Below are 15,324 nucleotides of genomic sequence, written 5' to 3'. Positions count from 1 at the left end.
TGGCCGATCCGTGGCCGGTAAACGAGCGATCCGTGCTCTTACTGTGGTTATCGGCACTGTTCAGCGCCGCGTTAGAGAAAATGTGAAAGGTTTATTCGGGTTCTTTGAATTGACCGGCCGACGGCGGGTTTAGCTGTTCACGTCGAGGTAAATCGCGCCGGCAGGATCGCCGACGCCGGGCACCGAACTCACGGCTTGCAGCTGCTTGGCCACGTCCTGTTTCGCGGCTTCCAGACGCCGGGCCACCCGCTCCTGTGCTGCTGACAACGCCATGGCCCGGCGCCGCGCTTCGGGCGGCAAGGGGCCGCTAAGAGTCGGCGGGGACCAGCGCTCCACCGGCAGAGCGGCCACCGGCTGCTCCGGGGCGGACAAGGGACCGAGCGGATCCTTCAACGTCTTCTCCGCGGCGACGACAGCCATCTCCAGCACGTCCAGCACCAGCATCCACGCGGCGAGGGCCGGGTCGGGTGCGGACTGCGCGGCGCGGGGGTAGTCCTCCCAGTAGGCAGGCTCAGCCAAAACCAAGGCTCCCGCCAGCGGCGCCCGGCTGCGTGCTCCAGGCGCCGGCTGCAGCGAAGGGCGTGGCGGCCGGTGCGGCCTGTGCCGCCGACAGGCCGGCCGGCCGGGCTGCCGGGATGGCCGCGGCGGCCTCATGCCAGGCCTGGCGGAGGGGCTCCAGCAGCTCGATTGCTTCGCGGGTCAAAGCCGCGTCCCGCTGGATGTTGGCGTTGACCAGCGCCGTGAAGGCGTAGTTGTAGAGGCCCAGGAGACCGTCCGCGCCGTCCCACGCATCGGTCTTGAGCGAGGAGATCAGCTCGGCGATGATTGCTTGGCCGTGCAGGAGGTTCTCCGAGGCGACCTGCCAGTTGGCGGCCTGCTGGGCGCTCTCGGCGCGGCCGAGGTCCAGCAGGAGCCGGTCGTAGAGCATGGTGAGGAGGCGTGCCGGCGGGGCGGAGAGGACCGAGTCCGCGAGGTACTGGTTGCGCTGGGCGGCGCCGCCGAAGCCGCTGCCGCTGCCGCTGCCGTAGCCATTGCCGTAGCCGTTGCCGTAGCCGTAGGGGGTGCTGGTCATTACTGGGCGCTCCCGCCGGAGAGGCCCGCGAGCTGGGAGGTGAGCCAGGACTGCTGCGCCTTCATGTTGCTCAGCGCGGTTTCCAAGCCGGAGTAGGTGCGCTGCAGGGTGGCCTTGCGGGAGGCGAGCCGCATATCCCAGTCGCTGATCCGGTCAGCCAGATCCCGGACCTCGGACTGCTGGCCGGTGATCTTGGTGGTCAGCGTGCCCGTGTACTTGTCCGAGGCGTTGGTAGCCGCGGTCGCGATGCGGCCGGCAAGTTCCTGCACCTTGGCGGCGGTGCCGGCCGGGTCGGCGGCCAGGGCGGCGCCGAACTTGGTGGCGTCGAACTCCATCGAACCTGTCTTAGTGATGCTGATGCCGATCTCCGACGGCGACCGCGGCGGGGTGCCGACGGGCAGCGAGGCGGCGGAGAGGATGCTCTGGTTCACGGAACGCACGGTGCTGTCGCCGGCGAAGACTCCGGCGGAGACGCTAGTGCCGCTGGTGTTTGTGGTTGTGCTGACCGCGGTCTTGCTGGCAACCAGTGAGAGAATGCCGTTCACTCCGTCAACCAGGTCGGAGGCCAGCTTCGTGATGCCGGCGTTGTCGCGGGACACCGTGAGGGTCACGGGCGTGGTGGTGACGTCTTTGGCGGTGATGGAGACGCCGGGCAGCAGATTCGTAAAGGTGTTCGTGGAGGACGTCACGGGCTGCGCCGCGGTGGTGCCCGGCCAGAGCGAAATCTCTGCGTCCTGGGCGGTCTTGACGTCCGTGAAGGTGGTTCCCGGGTCCGTGATGGTGAACGCGCCGGCTGCGCCGGACTTCGTCGCGGTGAACTGGAGGCGGAAGTCTCCGCCGCCGACGTCGACCTTGCTGGCGGTGACGCCGGCACCGGCGGCGTTGACAGCGGTCACGACGTCGTCCAGGTTGTTGGAGGCCGGCGTGATGGTGTAGTTCGTGCCCCCGCTGTTGATGGTCAGGGTGCTGTAAGGCCAGCCGGTCACGGCATTCACCTTGGGGGTGACGGTGACCTGGGTCTGGGCCAACTTGGTGACCTGGAAGTCGAGGGATCCCGCTTTGGCGGCCGCGGTGGTGGTGGCGACGACTTTGTCGCTGTTCGTGGTCGCGGCGTAGAGGTCCAGGGCGCCGGGCTTGGCGGCGGCTGTGGCCTGGGTTGCCAGCGCGGCAACCTTGCCGTTGAGCCCTTGGAGGGCGGAGACCATGGACTGGATGTCGTAGGACTTGTTCTTGAGCAGCGTCTGCGGGAGGGCCTCCGACTGCATGATGGAGCTGATGAGGGCGGTGGTATCGAGCCCGCTGGCCAGTCCGTCGAGTGAGATTCCCATCGCTGCCTCTCCTTGCTGTCAAGAATGATTAATGCTGCTGTATCTGAAGTATCGGTCTTGCACGTAAGGGCCGGACGATGGTTTTGCCATCGTCCGGCCCCTCCGCAGCTGGATGATCGGGGGTGTCTCTTCGTCCGATCGCCGGTGGCAGCCCTACTGCTAAACTGCCGGATTTGCCTAGCGCAGGAGCGAAAGAACGCCCTGGCTGGACTGGTTGGCCTGGGCCAGCATTGCGGTGCCGGCCTGGGACAGGATGTTTGCCTTGGTGAACTTGACCATTTCCTGAGCCATGTCGACGTCGGCGATGCGGGACTGAGCGGCCTGCAGGTTTTCACCGGCAACGTTCAGCGACTTGATGGTGTGCTCGAGACGGTTCTGAGAGGCACCCAGGTCCGCACGGGAGGTCGAGATGTTCTTGATCGCCTTATCGATGTTTTCGATGGTCGTCTGCGCCGTAGTCGCATCGGTGACCGTGAAACCAGCCGCAGCGGTGCCAACCGTTCCACCGACAAGGGTTACGACGTCGGTGAGAGCCGTCTTGAGATCGGCGTTCTTGACCGTGATCTGCGAGGTGGCATCACCTTCGGCGCCGACCTGAATCTTCAGCGTCGCGGGACCGGCAACCGTACCGGCCTGGAAGAGGTTAATGCCGCCGAAGTTGGTCGACTCGGAGATGCGGGACAGTTCCCCGCCGAGCTGGTCAGCTTCAGTCTTGATAGCGGTACGAGCATCCGCGTTGTTGGTGTCGTTTGCGCCCTGGACAGCGAGGTCGCGCATGCGCTGCAGGATGGAGTGAACCTCGGTCAGGGCGCCTTCAGCGGTCTGGATGACCGAGATGCCGTCCTGGGCGTTGCGGGCGGCCTGGGCCGAACCGGTGACCTGTGCCTTCAGGCCCTCGGAGATGGACAGGCCTGCTGCGTCATCGCCGGCGCGGTTGATGCGCAGGCCGGTGGACAGCTTCTCCAGGGACTTGGAGAGATCGTTCTGGGTGGAGTTGAGGTTGCGGTACGAGTTGTTAGCCGCGAGGTTGTTGTTAATAACGAAGCCCATGGTATTTCCTCCGTGAGTGGGACTGTAAGCGATGGCCCGTCCGTGGGCCTTCAGCAGTAGCTATCGCCACTTGGGTTGCACAGGTAAGGAGAAATCCAAAATTCTTTTCGGAATTTCCCGGCCGTCAGAATCCGCGTGTTATCAGCCTTATTCCTGCTAACGGGTGCGCAAATCCTGCCGATAGTTTGTACGAACCCTGCAGAAGGCTGCACCGTCCGCACGATGCAGCAACGCCTCTGCACTCATGCATTACTCGCCCGCATTATCCATACACCTGAGGGAGCCGTCCGGACCATGGCCATCCACGAACTTTCTGCCCTGCTGTGGCGGGAGCGTGAACTTCTGGACGTTCTGACTTTCAAGTTGGAAGAGGAGCAGCTGCTGCTCACCTCCGGCAAGTCCCGCTGGCTGCCCCACGGCACCCGGGAAGTGGAGCAGGTCCTGGGGCACCTCTCCCAGGCAAGCCTGGCGCGCACCATCGAAGCCGCCGTCGTCGCCGAAATGTGGGGACTGCCCACCGACGCCACGCTCGGCGAGCTTGCTGAGGCGGCCCCGGAGGGCGCCTGGGCCGAGGTGCTCAGTGCGCATCTCGCAGCCCTGACCCGCCAGACTGCCCTGATCAAGGAACTGCGCGATGCGAATGAGCAGTACTTGCGCACCGCGGTCCGCTCCACCCAGGAGTCCCTCGCCGATCTGCGGCCGGCCACTCCCGGCACGTACGACGCCCACGGCAAGACCGGGGAATCCGCCGGCTCCCGCATCTTCGACAAGCAATTCTAAGGAAGCGACCATGAGCACCTTCGGCGCCCTGAATACCGCCTACCGCGGGCTGACTGCTGCCCAGCAGGGCATGAACGTTGCCGGCCAGAACATCGCCAACGCCGCCACCGAGGGATACACCCGCCAGCGCGTCGAGCAGTCCGCTCTGGCCGCGCCGGCCCGCGGACTCTTCAGCGGCGGCACGGTCCAGGTGGGCCAGGGCGTTTCGGTTGACGCCATCGCGCGGCTTGGCAGCAGCGTCCTCGATGCCGGCGTCCGCTCCGCCAGTGCGCAGGCTGGCTACGCCGGGATACGTTCCTCGGCCCTGCAAGGCATCGAGGCCACCCTGCAGGAACCCGGCGACAACGGCATCTCCGCCGCCCTCCAGGGGTTCTGGTCCGCGTGGCAGGGTGCCGCGAACCAGCCTGGCGAGGACGGCCCCAAGGGTCTGCTGCTGAACGCCGCCAACTCCCTCACGACCAAGATTTCCTCCGCCTACCAGGCCCTTCAAGGGCAGTGGAGCAGTGTCCGCGCGCAGGCTGCCGACGCCGTCAGCGTCGTCAATGCCGCCGCCAGCCAGGTGGCCGCCTACAACGCCACCATCCGCTCCACCCTGGCGTCTGGCGGATCCGCGAACGAACTCATCGACGCCCGCGCCAAACTCACCGAAACCATTTCCCGGCTTGCCGGCGGCACCGTGCGCGAACAGCCGGATGGCACAGTGGACGTCCATGTCGGCGGCAATGCCCTCGTAATGGGCACCTCCGTGCGGGAACTGGAACTCTCCGGCAGCCAGGCCGGGGATGCCCTCGGATCCACCGTGCAACTGCTCTGGAAGAACCCGGCGGGAGTGGCTTCCTCCGACGGCGGTGAAATCGCCGGAGCCCTCTCGGTGCTGGCCCCGGCTGCCGGCGGCAACGGCGGCGTCATCGCCGAGGCAGCTGAGTCTTACAACAAGCTCGCCAGCTCCCTCGCCCAGACCGTCAACACCGTGCACCGCTCCGGCCAAGCCGGAACCGGCGCCACCAACGTCGACTTTTTCACGGTCAGCGCCACCGGGCCTGCTGCTCTCGGGCTCAAAACCCCCGCCAGCACCGACAACATCGCCCTCAAGGCCCCGAACAAGGGCGCGCTGGACACCAGCATCGCGGACCGGATTTCCCAGCTTGGTACCGGACCGGCCTCACCGGACAAGCTGTGGTCCGGCATCGTTACGGGGATCGGCGTCGAGTCCCGCGGCGCACAGCAGCGCGAGTCCCTGACCACCGCGGCCCAGGCGTCCGCGGCGACCAGCCGCGCCTCGCAGGCGTCGGTGAGCCTGGACGAAGAAAACGTCAACCTGCTCTCCAACCAGCACGCCTATCAGGCGGCGGCCCGCGTGATGACCGCCGTCGACGAAGCCCTGGACGTCCTGATCAACCGCACCGGACTGGTAGGAAGGTAATCATGCTGAACCGGGTAACAAACCTGACCATGAATGCGAGCGCCCAGCGGACGCTGCAGTTCCAGCAGGCAAAGCTGGCCGAGCTGCAGGAAAAAGCCACCTCGCTGAACAAAATCTCCCGCCCCTCGGATGACCCTGCCGCTACGGCCCAGGCTTTGGCGACGCGGTCCCTTCAGGCGGCCAATGCCCAGTACGGCCGGAACATTGACGACGGCAACACCTGGCTGACCGCTGCGGATTCTGCGCTGGAGCAGGCCACCAACGTGATGCGCCGGGTCAAGGACCTCACCGTGATGGCCGGCAACGGCTCCCTGAACCAGTCCGGCAAGGACGCGATCGCCGCCGAGCTGGAGTCGCTGAAGACGGACCTGATTTCGATCGCCAACTCCCAGCATCTGGGCCGGAACATCTTCGCCGGCAACTCGGACGCCGCTGGCGCCTTCACCACCGGAACGCCACGCAACCCCAGTATTCCCAGTGACACCGGCACGCCGCCGACTTTTAACGGCACGGGTGCCAGCGCGGTGGAGCGGCGGATCAGCGCCACCCAGACCGTCCGGGTTGACGCCGACGGCGCCACGATCTTCGGCAACGGCACCGGTTCCGTCTTCGACATCGTGGGCAAGCTGGCGGCCGACCTGCGGACCGGCACCGATATCGACCCGCGGGTGGCCGCCGTCGACACCGCCTTCAAGAACATCGTCAACGGCCGTGCTGAAATTGGAACACGGCAGGCACAGCTGGAACGTGCCGGAAACGTCAACACCGAATTGGAGGCTTCCTTGGACGCCCAGCGGACCGGCATCGAAAAAGCTGACCTCGGCAGCGTGATCATGGACCTGAAGCTACAGGAGACCAACTACCAGGTGGCCTTGGCCGCCACGGCGAAGGTCCTGCAGCCCACCTTGATGGACTTCCTGCGATGAACTCCGTCCTCAGCAGCACCCCGGTGACCTTCACTGCCCCGATGCCGGGGTTGGAGAAGGTACACGACTTCGCCCTGCGGAACATCGACAGCGCCCCTGGCCTGTTCGCCCTCGAATCCGGCTCCACGCCGGTGCGGCTGTTCCTTGCGGACGCCGCAGTCTTCGTCCCCGGCTATACGCCGCCGCTTCCGGCCGCCGCGCTGGAAGCCCTGGAGCTTGCCGACGGCGATTCGCCCCGGGTGCTGGTGGTGGTCAACCACTCCCCCGCGTCCACCACGGTGAACCTGATGGCACCGATCGTGTTCAACCCCGCCAGCGGGCGTTGCACCCAGCTCGTGCTGGACGGCAAGGAGTACCCGCTTCGGGCGGAGCTCGGCGCGCTGTAGCCGATACCGCCGTCGGGCCCCACAGGCTCAGCAGAGCCTGGTCACCAGAAGTGCGCCACGTCGATGACCAAGCGGGAGCCCGAGCCAGGCCCGGCCAAGGTGAAGACCCGGAAGGGCAGTCGCGCGCGGACCCCCAGTCCCAGGCTGGTATATCCCTCGAAGCTTCCGGCCCACGCCACCTGCCGGAAGGTCTGGTACCCGGCAACATTGCTCAGCTCGGCCTTGTTGGCCGGGTTGTAGGTGGACTTCCCGGCCGCGTCGTAGGCCGGCGCGTTGGCGGTGAGCTGGATGAAGGCCTGGCCGCGCAGCGGGATCGGCAGGCCGGAACCGTCCTGCACCACCTGGGGCACATACCGCACCGAGTAGCCGGCCGCCGGTCCGTTGAGGTCGATGACGAGGCGGTCGAAGCAGTAGTGCTGGCCAGTCCGGACGTTGACCACCTTCGCCTGGCTCATGGCGGCGTCGGCCTTGGCGAGCGATCCCCACACGAGTCCGCAATAGGGTGACGCCGCGGCCGGCCCGGGCGCCAGGAGCCCCAGCCCGGCCGCCGTCAGCAAGGCCACCAGCCAGACGGTGAGCCTGTTCGCTCGGGATTTTGTCACGACAGCCGCCCCCTCGAATCATCCGGACATCCACCTCACCCGGATACCTCAAGAGTAGAACCGCCCGTCTGGGTTGACGAGAGGTCGTTAGCCCCAACTAACTGGCAGCAGGTGTCGTTTTGAGGGTTCAAAACGACACCTGCTGCGAGTCAGTTGGGTTCGGCAGCGGGCGGGTACGGCAAAGCGCCGGGCCCTGGCGGGCGTCCGGCGCTTTGCTTTGGGTAAATCAAAATTCTCGAAACGAGCCCGGGGGTCCGGGCGGGAGGGCTTTAGCCTTCGCAGTCGCGGCAGTACTTCAGGCCGTTCTTTTCCTTGGCCACCTGGGACCGGTGGCGGACCAGGAAGCAGGAGGAACAGGTGAATTCGTCGGACTGCTCAGGAACAACAATGACGGTCAGTTCTTCGCCGGAGAGGTCGGCGCCGGGAAGGTCGATGCCTTCAGCGGTGTCGTTCTCGTCGACGTCGATAACAGCAGTCTGGGCACCGCCGCCACGGGATGCCTGAAGGGCCTCCAGCGATTCAGCGGGAGACTCTTCTTCTGTCTTGCGTGGGGCGTCGTAATCGGTAGCCATAGCGGGGTTCACTTTCGTTGCTGCGCAGCGCCATTTCAGGCACCTCAGTGAAGCAGTTTAGGGCATCATCCTTGGAGATGAAGAATAGTGTGGTGAAAGCGACATTAAGCGTCGCCGGACAGGGTCAATCTGGAGGCAATGATGGCTACGAAACTGAACAAACAAGCGCTCTCCCTCGCCCGCCGACTGGTCAAAGACGGGAAGGTCCAGCGGGACACCCGGGACGACTGGAGCGAGCACGCACCGCCAGCCGAGCAGGAGAACAAGTTCATTGAAAAGAACGGATTCGCGGAGTTCTCCCACTGGCATCTGGGGGTGGACCCGGACGCTTCCGAGGGAACCAAGGGCAGCGTGACCTTTCCCTTCGGCGACTTCAAGAAAGTCCACCGCTGCGCCGTCATTTCGTTGGAGAGCCGGGCCGCGCAACACGGCCACGACGATATCGCCGAAGCCGCCAGGAAGCTCCTCGAAGAAATCGACGCGGACTAGCGCCGGGTTCCGTCCGGGCTCAGGCCACCGGCCAGACGATGAGGGTTTTCCAAACCGCCGGATCCGGTTCCGTGGCAGGGTCGCTGAGGTAGTACTCCCACATGGCGTCGCCCGGAGTGAGGCCTTCCGCCTGCATCCTGGCCATCACGGCATTGTAGGTCTCCGGCAACGTCTCGTATGGCCCCACGTGCATCGCCTCGAGCGCCCGCCCGGCAGGCAGCGTGCCCGCCGTCACGCCGGACTCTTCCGCTTGGGCTCCCCCGCCCGGATACGGCGCGGCCAGCGGAAAGCCTGCCTCGACGTCGACGACGTCCGTGGGCATGCCGCGATACAGGGCAAACGGCGGCCCGGCCAGCTGGACGTTTTGCTGCTGCACGGCCGTCATCACGGAACGGTAGGCGCGGTCGAAGAATTCGCGCAGCGCATTCATGGGCACGGTCTCGCGCAGCACCGCCGTCGGCTTTTCCTCGAGGTCGGTGGACTTGATGTCCGGCGTCAGTTCCGGATGTGGATCAGTCATAGGCCTACACTTCGCCGCGACCTTGGGACGGTCAAGGGCCGAACGTCCCGCCGGCGGTCGTCGCGTCTGGCAGAAAGTGGACTCGGGGGCAGCCCCGGCAGGTCCTCTTCGGCTACTTCCCCACCAAGGAAGATGCCATTCCGGGCCTCCGGGGAGCCGGCCAGCTCTGAGCCAGCCGATAAGCGGACTTGCCGTCCAGCCGACGGGGTTCAAGCCACACCTCATAGCCCTCTGCGGCTTCGATCAGCACCCGGTCCTGGAATCCGTCGGCGGCGATCCACAGGGCGGAGGAATCCGCCATGGCGGCGTCGACGAGTCCTTCGCGGACCACCGCGCCTTCCCTGCGGACCTCCACTACGAGGCCGACCAGGTCGTGCCAGGCGTGATGGCAGTAATAGGCCACGGACGCTTCCTTCCTACGGCGTTGGTCAGGACCGCCGCGACTACCGCGCGATGATCACGTCGAGGGTGCGCGGACCGTGGACCCCTTCGACGCGTTCAAGTTCGATGTCGCTGGTGGCGCTCGGTCCACTGATCATGGTGAGCGGCCGGGTGCCGTCGATCCGCCGCAGCGCCTCGGGGAGGATGCCGGCGATGTCGGCGGCGTTCACGACGCAGATGTGGTGGTCCGGGACGAGGCTGATGGCGCGGCGGCCCTGGTTGGGGCTCCCGTCCAGGATGATCGTCCCCGTTTCGGCGACGGCGACGGCGCTGGCAGTCACGACGGCGTCGGTGGCGTCCAGCTCGGCAACGGTCAGCGGCTCAGAGACGGAATCCACGCGGCGGCGATCGCCGCCCCGGGCGGAGCCGATGCCGGCGGTCCAGCCGGCGTCGAGCCCCGCCGGCACGACGTAGCTGCGGGCGTCCGCGAGCAGTTCGGCGATCCGCACGGGCACCTCGGCCGCGTCCACCACGCAGACCCGGGCTTTATAGTCGACCAAACGGTCCACCAGCAGATGGATCAGCGCATCCTGGTCCAGCTCGGATGATGCGAGGTATTCCCGCGGAATCTGCGGTGCTACGGGTGCGTCCCGCAGCGCGGAACGGATCCGGCCGAGGATATCTTCGCGCGCGCTCATGCTCCGTCTTCCTTGTCCTGGGCGTTGTTGTGGGTATCCGCGGGGGTGCCGCCGGATTCCGGGCCGTGGTGTTCCTTGGCCCACCAGTCGCGGAAGGATCTCTGCGGCGGCGCCGGGATGTCGCGGCTTTGGGTCCAGCCGGCGGCGATGCCGGGCAGCTTGGTGATCTTTTTGTCCGGACCGGCCACCAGGCGGCCCACGGGAAGGCCCTTTTCGAGCAGCCCGAGCCGCTTCCCCGAGGACAGCGCCCAGGATGCGGCCTTCATGCCGACGTCCATCTGGCTGGGCAGCTTCTTCTTTCCGCGCTTGCTGTCCACGTCCACGCTGCGCAGGTGCACCAGGATGTCCGGAATGTTGATCTTCACCGGGCAGGCGTCGTAGCAGGCCCCGCACAGTGAGGAAGCGTAGGGCAGGGAGCTGTTTTCCTCCGACTCGATGCCGGTCAGCAGCGGGGAAAGGATGGCGCCGATCGGGCCGGGGTAGGTGGAGCCGTAGGCGTGGCCGCCGGTCCGCTCGTACACCGGGCAGACGTTCATGCACGCGCTGCAACGGATGCAGTGCAGTGCGGAGCGGCCAAGCTCGTCCGCGAGCGCGGCGCTGCGTCCGTTGTCGAGCAGCACCAGGTGCACGTTTTGCGGCCCGTCCCCCTCGGTGACACCGGTCCACAACGAGGTGTAGGGGTTCATCCGTTCCCCGGTGGAGGAGCGCGGGAGCAGCTGCATGAACACCTCGAGGTCCTGCCAGCTCGGCAGCAGTTTTTCCACGCCCATCACGGTGATCAGGGTCTCCGGCAGCGTCAGGCACATCCGGCCGTTGCCCTCGGATTCGACGACGGCCAGGGTGCCGGAATCAGCGAGCGCGAAGTTGGCTCCGGACACGGCCACCTTGGCCGTGAGGAACTTGCGGCGCAGGTGCGCGCGGGCCGCCATGGCCAGCACCGCGGGGTTATCGGTCAGCTCCGGGTCCGCGCCGGGCATTTCGCGCAGGAAGATGTCGCGGATTTCGGTGCGGTTCTTGTGGATGGCGGGGACCAGGATGTGGCTGGGCTTGTCGTGGTCCAGCTGCACGATCAGCTCGGCCAGGTCCGTTTCGAACGCCGCGATCCCCTGCTGTTCGAGGTATTCGTTGAGCCCGATCTCCTGGGTGGCCATGGACTTGACCTTGACCACTTCTGTTTCGCCGGTGTCCCGGATCAGTCCCGCGACGATTTCGTTAGCCTCGTCGGCGTCGCGCGCCCAGTGGATGACTCCGCCCCGGGCGGTGAAGTGCTGCTCGAACTGTTCGAGGAGTTCGGGGAGCCGGGCCATCACGGATTCCTTGATGGCGGATCCGGCGTCGCGCAGCTGTTCCCAGTCGGGCAGTTCGGAGACGACCTGGAGACGCTTGTCGCGAATGGTGTGGGTGGCGTGGCCGAGGTTGGCGCGCAGCTGGGCGTTGCCCAGCTCGCGGTGCGCCGCCGTCGGGAACGATTCGGCGGCATGCAGGTTACCCGTGCCGAAGACGGGAAGGGAGGGCATGCCCAGGAAGGTGCTCATCGTGTTGCCTTTCCGGTGGAAACGCGTACCTCGCCGGTGACGGACGCCGGCGCTTCCGCGGTGCTGGCGAGGATTTCGGCCAGGTGCAGGGTGGTCACGTCGCTGCCCTGGCGGGACAGGCCGCCGCCGATGTGCATCAGGCAGGAGGCGTCCCCGCCCGTGCACAGCTCGGCGCCGGTGGAGCGGACGTTGGCGGTCTTGTCCTCGAGCATGGCCGAGGACACGTCGGCGTTTTTCATCGAGAAGGTGCCGCCGAAGCCGCAGCACTGGTCGGCTTCGGGCAGCTCGGCCAGCTCGATTCCCTGGACGCTGCGCAGCAGCCGGGCCTGGCGGTCGCCGAGGCGGAGCAGGCGCATGCCGTGGCAGCTGGGGTGGTAGGTGACCCGGTGCGGGAAGTAGGAGCCCAGCTGGGCGCCGGCGTCGGTCACGCCCAGCACGTCCACCAGCAGCTCGGAGAGCTCGTAGGTCCTGGCGCCGACGGCGGCAGCCCTGGCTTCCAGCGCGCTGTCGCCGCAGGAGCGGGCCACCATCGGGTGCTGGTGCTTGACCGAGGCGACGCACGACCCGGACGGCGCGACGGCGACGTCGTAGTCCCCGGTGTCGAAGGCGCGCACGTGGTTGGCGACGACCGGGACGGCTTCCTGGAGGTAGCCGCTGTTGACGTGCATCTGCCCGCAGCAGGCCTGGCCGGACGGGAACACGACCTCGTGCCCCAGCCGTTCCAGGATGCTCACGGTGGCCTGCGCGGTGCGCGGATACATCGCATCGACGATGCAGGTGGCGAACAAAGCGATTCTCATGACAGCCTTTCGAGCAGCGCCGACGTGTGTGGTCTGACCATAGTAAAGCACGTGATGCCCGCCACTCCCAACCTGAACAGGGAAGTGAACCCCCTCACACGCCGAATGAGATCTGCGCTACACTCTCATGGTCCGACCACAGTGGTCTGACCAAAGAACTCGTCGTCTCTCAACGCAGAGGAACTTCCGTGGACCACTTCACCCCCACCACCGACCCGGTGCTGAACAGCGTGGCCTGGTCGGCCATCGTTGGCTTACTGCCGCTGCTCACCTTCTTCATCCTGCTGGCCGTTGTGAAGACCAAGGCCCACGTGGCCGGTGCCTTCGCCCTGCTGGCCGCCCTCGTGGTCGGCATCGCCGCCTTCCACATGCCGGCCGGCCTGGCGATCCTTTCGGCCACCCAGGGCGGGGTCTTCGGCGCCTTCCCGGTGCTCTGGATCGTCGTCATGGCCGTCTGGCTTTACCAGGTGACCGTCCTCAGCGGCCGGTTCGAGGACCTGCGCCGCGTCTTCGACGTGATCGGCGGCGGCGACGTGCGCCTGCAGGCCGTTCTGGTGGCCTTCTGCTTCGGCGGCCTGCTTGAGGCCCTCGCCGGCTTCGGCGCCCCGGTGGCGATCACCGCCACCATGCTGCTGGCCCTGGGTCTCCCGCCGCTGCGTGCTGCCGCCGCCGTACTGGTGGCAAACACCGCACCGGTCGCGTTCGGCGCGATGGCCATCCCGATTACGACCGCCGCCGGACTGACCGGCCTGCACGCGACCGACATCGCATCCATCGTGGGCCGCCAGGCTCCCCTGCTGGCCACCTTCGTGCCGCTGATCCTGCTCTTCATCATCGACGGCCGCCGCGGTCTGAAGGACTGCTGGCCCGCCGCGCTGGTGGTCGGCGGCTCCTTCGCCGTCGCCCAGTTCCTGTGCTCCAACTTCTTCTCCTACGAACTCACCGACATCCTGGCCTCGCTGGTCGGCCTCGGCGCCGCCGTGGTGTTCTTCCGGATGTGGAAGCCGAAGGGCAGCGCGGCCGCCCGCGAGCGCCTTGGCGTTGCCGCCGACGCTGTTGCCCGCGGCACCGCCGCCCGGAGCAGCGGCTCGCAGGATGCCGGCAAGGCCGGCGTCGTGACCGCCGAAAAGGCCACGGACGGCGGCCTTACCCCGACGCGCACGTGGCTGGCCCTCTTTCCGTACTTCCTCGTGATCGTCGTGTTCGGCATCGCCAAGCTCTGGAAGCTCGGGGTCGACCTGCCCGCGTTCCTCGCCGCCACGGACATCAAGATTCCCTGGCCGATCCTGCACGACGCCCTGGTCAACGCCGAGGGCAAGCCGGTCTCCTCCACCGTGTACACCTTCCAGTGGCTGTCCAGCCCGGGCACGCTGCTGCTGATCACCGGGCTGCTGGTGGCGCTGGTTTACTCCAAGTACGACGACGGCGGCCGCTTCCGCCTTTCGGTCGGCGACGCGGTCCGGGAGATCGGACGGACCATCTTCAAGATGCGCTGGGCAGGGCTGACCATCATCACGGTGCTCGCCCTGGCGTACGTCATGAACAACTCCGGCCAGACGGTCTCGATCGGAACCTGGCTGGCCGGCACCGGCAGCTTCTTCGCCTTCCTCTCGCCCGTGCTCGGCTGGCTGGGCACCGCCGTGACCGGCTCGGACACCTCCGCCAACGCGCTGTTCGCCAAGCTGCAGCAGACCGCGGGCCTGAAGGCGGGCATCGATCCGAACCTGCTGGTGGCCGCCAACACCTCCGGCGGCGTCGTGGGCAAGCTGATCAGTCCGCAAAACCTCGCCATCGCGGCGACAGCCGTCAACCTTGACGGCCAGGAGTCGGTGATCCTGCGTAAGGTGGTCGGGTGGAGCGTGGCTCTCCTGCTGGTCCTGTGCACCCTTGCCTTCCTGCAGTCCACCCCCGTCCTGGGCTGGATGCTGCCTTAGCCGCCAGCCCCCACGCAATCAAGAGTGCGGGCCGCGCCACGGCCCGCACTCCCGCCCGGAAGGAAAAGCCCGTGACAGCCGCCGAAGCAGGAGCAGCCCCCCGCCGTCGTACCTATGACGCGCTCCTGCAGGACATCGAGGCCGATCTGCGCTCCGGCAAGATCAAGCTCGGCGACCGCCTTCCGGGCGAGCGGACCCTGGCGGAAAGCTACGGGATCTCCCGGGCCTCGGTCCGCGAAGCCATCCGGATCCTGGACGCCATGGGCGTGCTGCGCAGCTCCGTCGGCTCCGGGCCAACCTCCGGGGCCATCGTTATCTCCGACCCGTCCGCGGGCCTGTCCTCCGCCCTGCGCCTGCATGTGGCCAGCAACCGGCTGCCCGTCGAGGACATCGTGCAGACCCGCATCCTGCTCGAGACCTGGTCGGCCCAGGCCGGGGCTGCCCGCGGCGGCACGGAGGAAGAGCTGGAGCAGGCTGCCGCGCTGCTGGACGCCATGGACAATCCCGGGATTGACCGGGCGACCTTCCACGAACTCGATGCGCGGTTCCATGTCGCGCTGAGCTCGCTCGCCGGGAACGCCGTCGTCGCCACGATGATGGACTCCCTCAGCGGCTCCATTGTCGGCTACGTCAAGGGCGCCATGGACGCGATGGAGTCCTGGCCGGACGTCCTGTGCGAGCTGCGGAGCCAGCACCACGGCATCTTTGATGCCGTCCGGGCGCGCGACGGCGAGCTTGCGGGCCGCCTGCTGCGCGAACACATCGAGTGGTTCTACCTTCGGGCGCAGGAAGCCACCCCGCCGCAGTCCCCTCCCACCCCGTAACACC

The 15,324-nt window shown here is 66.9% G+C and carries 18 protein-coding genes; 7 read left to right on the top strand and 11 right to left on the bottom strand.

The genetic code is table 11. The features are described from left to right. Positions 1–129 precede the first annotated feature (129 nt). The 4 genes from AC1DBD_RS09030 to AC1DBD_RS09015 all read right to left on the bottom strand — a co-directional run bounded on the left by AC1DBD_RS09030 (position 130) and on the right by AC1DBD_RS09015 (position 3,450). The gene (locus AC1DBD_RS09030) at positions 130–519 is read right to left on the bottom strand and encodes a hypothetical protein (protein WP_476909079.1); all 390 of its coding nucleotides are present in this window, start codon (positions 517–519) and stop codon (positions 130–132) included. Next, the gene (gene fliS / locus AC1DBD_RS09025; protein WP_476981923.1) at positions 512–1,072 is read right to left on the bottom strand and encodes a flagellar export chaperone FliS; all 561 of its coding nucleotides are present in this window, start codon (positions 1,070–1,072) and stop codon (positions 512–514) included. The genes AC1DBD_RS09030 and fliS overlap by 8 nt, the downstream gene beginning before the upstream one ends. Continuing rightward, positions 1,072–2,400 (bottom strand): flagellar filament capping protein FliD, encoded by a 1,329-nt coding sequence (gene fliD, locus AC1DBD_RS09020; protein WP_476909077.1) that lies wholly within the window; start codon positions 2,398–2,400, stop codon positions 1,072–1,074. Before fliD ends, fliS begins: the two co-directional genes overlap by 1 nt. A gap of 177 nt (positions 2,401–2,577) precedes the next feature. Next, a complete protein-coding gene (locus AC1DBD_RS09015; protein ID WP_476909076.1) occupies positions 2,578–3,450 on the bottom strand; it encodes a flagellin N-terminal helical domain-containing protein in 873 nt (290 codons plus the stop codon). A 294-nt stretch (positions 3,451–3,744) separates the two neighbouring features. Between AC1DBD_RS09015 and AC1DBD_RS09010 the strand changes: the two genes are divergently transcribed. From AC1DBD_RS09010 to AC1DBD_RS08995, 4 genes are read left to right on the top strand one after another with little or no spacing between them, the layout of a single operon-like run. Further along, the gene (locus AC1DBD_RS09010; protein WP_441418211.1) at positions 3,745–4,230 is read left to right on the top strand and encodes a flagellar protein FlgN; all 486 of its coding nucleotides are present in this window, start codon (positions 3,745–3,747) and stop codon (positions 4,228–4,230) included. Between the two features lie 10 nt (positions 4,231–4,240). Further along, positions 4,241–5,653, top strand: a complete 1,413-nt coding sequence (gene flgK / locus AC1DBD_RS09005; protein WP_476981922.1) for a flagellar hook-associated protein FlgK — start codon at positions 4,241–4,243, stop codon at positions 5,651–5,653. A gap of 2 nt (positions 5,654–5,655) precedes the next feature. Further along, positions 5,656–6,579 (top strand): flagellar hook-associated protein FlgL, encoded by a 924-nt coding sequence (gene flgL, locus AC1DBD_RS09000; RefSeq protein WP_476893166.1) that lies wholly within the window; start codon positions 5,656–5,658, stop codon positions 6,577–6,579. Next, a complete protein-coding gene (locus tag AC1DBD_RS08995) occupies positions 6,576–6,965 on the top strand; it encodes a flagellar assembly protein FliW (protein WP_476893167.1) in 390 nt (129 codons plus the stop codon). Before flgL ends, AC1DBD_RS08995 begins: the two co-directional genes overlap by 4 nt. A gap of 41 nt (positions 6,966–7,006) precedes the next feature. On the opposite strand, the gene AC1DBD_RS08990 is transcribed toward AC1DBD_RS08995, so the two are convergent. Together AC1DBD_RS08990 and AC1DBD_RS08985 are read right to left on the bottom strand one after the other, a co-directional pair. After that, on the bottom strand, positions 7,007–7,567 hold the full coding sequence (locus AC1DBD_RS08990) for an AMIN-like domain-containing (lipo)protein (protein WP_476981921.1): 561 nt from the start codon (positions 7,565–7,567) through the stop codon (positions 7,007–7,009). 269 nt (positions 7,568–7,836) lie between these two features. Continuing rightward, the gene (locus tag AC1DBD_RS08985; RefSeq protein WP_056741192.1) at positions 7,837–8,139 is read right to left on the bottom strand and encodes a DUF4193 domain-containing protein; all 303 of its coding nucleotides are present in this window, start codon (positions 8,137–8,139) and stop codon (positions 7,837–7,839) included. A gap of 141 nt (positions 8,140–8,280) precedes the next feature. On the opposite strand from AC1DBD_RS08985, the gene AC1DBD_RS08980 reads away from it, so the two are divergent. Beyond that, on the top strand, positions 8,281–8,628 hold the full coding sequence (locus AC1DBD_RS08980; RefSeq protein WP_476982031.1) for a hypothetical protein: 348 nt from the start codon (positions 8,281–8,283) through the stop codon (positions 8,626–8,628). Between the two features lie 19 nt (positions 8,629–8,647). Here AC1DBD_RS08980 and AC1DBD_RS08975 read toward each other — a convergent pair whose 3' ends face one another. From AC1DBD_RS08975 to AC1DBD_RS08955, 5 genes are all read right to left on the bottom strand, one after another. Then, positions 8,648–9,148 carry a GyrI-like domain-containing protein gene (locus tag AC1DBD_RS08975; RefSeq protein WP_476981920.1) on the bottom strand — a complete coding sequence of 167 codons (501 nt, stop codon included), beginning with the start codon at positions 9,146–9,148 and terminating at the stop codon, positions 8,648–8,650. A gap of 112 nt (positions 9,149–9,260) precedes the next feature. Then, positions 9,261–9,551, bottom strand: a complete 291-nt coding sequence (locus AC1DBD_RS08970) for a hypothetical protein (RefSeq protein WP_476981919.1) — start codon at positions 9,549–9,551, stop codon at positions 9,261–9,263. Between the two features lie 40 nt (positions 9,552–9,591). Beyond that, on the bottom strand, positions 9,592–10,227 hold the full coding sequence (locus AC1DBD_RS08965; RefSeq protein ID WP_476981918.1) for a LutC/YkgG family protein: 636 nt from the start codon (positions 10,225–10,227) through the stop codon (positions 9,592–9,594). After that, positions 10,224–11,762: a LutB/LldF family L-lactate oxidation iron-sulfur protein gene (locus AC1DBD_RS08960; RefSeq protein ID WP_476981917.1), complete on the bottom strand. Its 1,539-nt coding sequence runs from the start codon at positions 11,760–11,762 to the stop codon at positions 10,224–10,226. Before AC1DBD_RS08960 ends, AC1DBD_RS08965 begins: the two co-directional genes overlap by 4 nt. Beyond that, positions 11,759–12,562, bottom strand: a complete 804-nt coding sequence (locus AC1DBD_RS08955) for a (Fe-S)-binding protein (RefSeq protein WP_476893173.1) — start codon at positions 12,560–12,562, stop codon at positions 11,759–11,761. The genes AC1DBD_RS08960 and AC1DBD_RS08955 overlap by 4 nt, the downstream gene beginning before the upstream one ends. A gap of 188 nt (positions 12,563–12,750) precedes the next feature. Between AC1DBD_RS08955 and AC1DBD_RS08950 the strand changes: the two genes are divergently transcribed. Together AC1DBD_RS08950 and AC1DBD_RS08945 are read left to right on the top strand one after the other, a co-directional pair. Beyond that, entirely contained in the window at positions 12,751–14,496 is a 1,746-nt protein-coding gene (locus tag AC1DBD_RS08950; protein ID WP_476893174.1) for an L-lactate permease, read from the top strand. A 71-nt stretch (positions 14,497–14,567) separates the two neighbouring features. Next, the gene (locus AC1DBD_RS08945; RefSeq protein WP_476909068.1) at positions 14,568–15,320 is read left to right on the top strand and encodes a FadR/GntR family transcriptional regulator; all 753 of its coding nucleotides are present in this window, start codon (positions 14,568–14,570) and stop codon (positions 15,318–15,320) included. Positions 15,321–15,324: the final 4 nt, after the last annotated feature.

It is taken from the genome of Arthrobacter sp. 10T419 (assembly GCF_056394105.1).
Note: the sequence above shows the minus strand (reverse complement) of the source record. Positions and strands in the feature narration are given on the sequence as shown.

Coding starts and splice junctions, on each gene's coding strand:
- fliS (WP_476981923.1), bottom strand. CDS start 1,072: ATGACCAGCACCCCCTACGGCTACGGCAACGGCTACGGCAATGGCTAC.
- fliD (WP_476909077.1), bottom strand. CDS start 2,400: ATGGGAATCTCACTCGACGGACTGGCCAGCGGGCTCGATACCACCGCC.
- AC1DBD_RS09015 (WP_476909076.1), bottom strand. CDS start 3,450: ATGGGCTTCGTTATTAACAACAACCTCGCGGCTAACAACTCGTACCGC.
- AC1DBD_RS09010 (WP_441418211.1), top strand. CDS start 3,745: ATGGCCATCCACGAACTTTCTGCCCTGCTGTGGCGGGAGCGTGAACTT.
- flgK (WP_476981922.1), top strand. CDS start 4,241: ATGAGCACCTTCGGCGCCCTGAATACCGCCTACCGCGGGCTGACTGCT.
- flgL (WP_476893166.1), top strand. CDS start 5,656: ATGCTGAACCGGGTAACAAACCTGACCATGAATGCGAGCGCCCAGCGG.
- AC1DBD_RS08995 (WP_476893167.1), top strand. CDS start 6,576: ATGAACTCCGTCCTCAGCAGCACCCCGGTGACCTTCACTGCCCCGATG.
- AC1DBD_RS08985 (WP_056741192.1), bottom strand. CDS start 8,139: ATGGCTACCGATTACGACGCCCCACGCAAGACAGAAGAAGAGTCTCCC.
- AC1DBD_RS08980 (WP_476982031.1), top strand. CDS start 8,281: ATGGCTACGAAACTGAACAAACAAGCGCTCTCCCTCGCCCGCCGACTG.
- AC1DBD_RS08975 (WP_476981920.1), bottom strand. CDS start 9,148: ATGACTGATCCACATCCGGAACTGACGCCGGACATCAAGTCCACCGAC.
- AC1DBD_RS08965 (WP_476981918.1), bottom strand. CDS start 10,227: ATGAGCGCGCGCGAAGATATCCTCGGCCGGATCCGTTCCGCGCTGCGG.
- AC1DBD_RS08960 (WP_476981917.1), bottom strand. CDS start 11,762: ATGAGCACCTTCCTGGGCATGCCCTCCCTTCCCGTCTTCGGCACGGGT.
- AC1DBD_RS08955 (WP_476893173.1), bottom strand. CDS start 12,562: ATGAGAATCGCTTTGTTCGCCACCTGCATCGTCGATGCGATGTATCCG.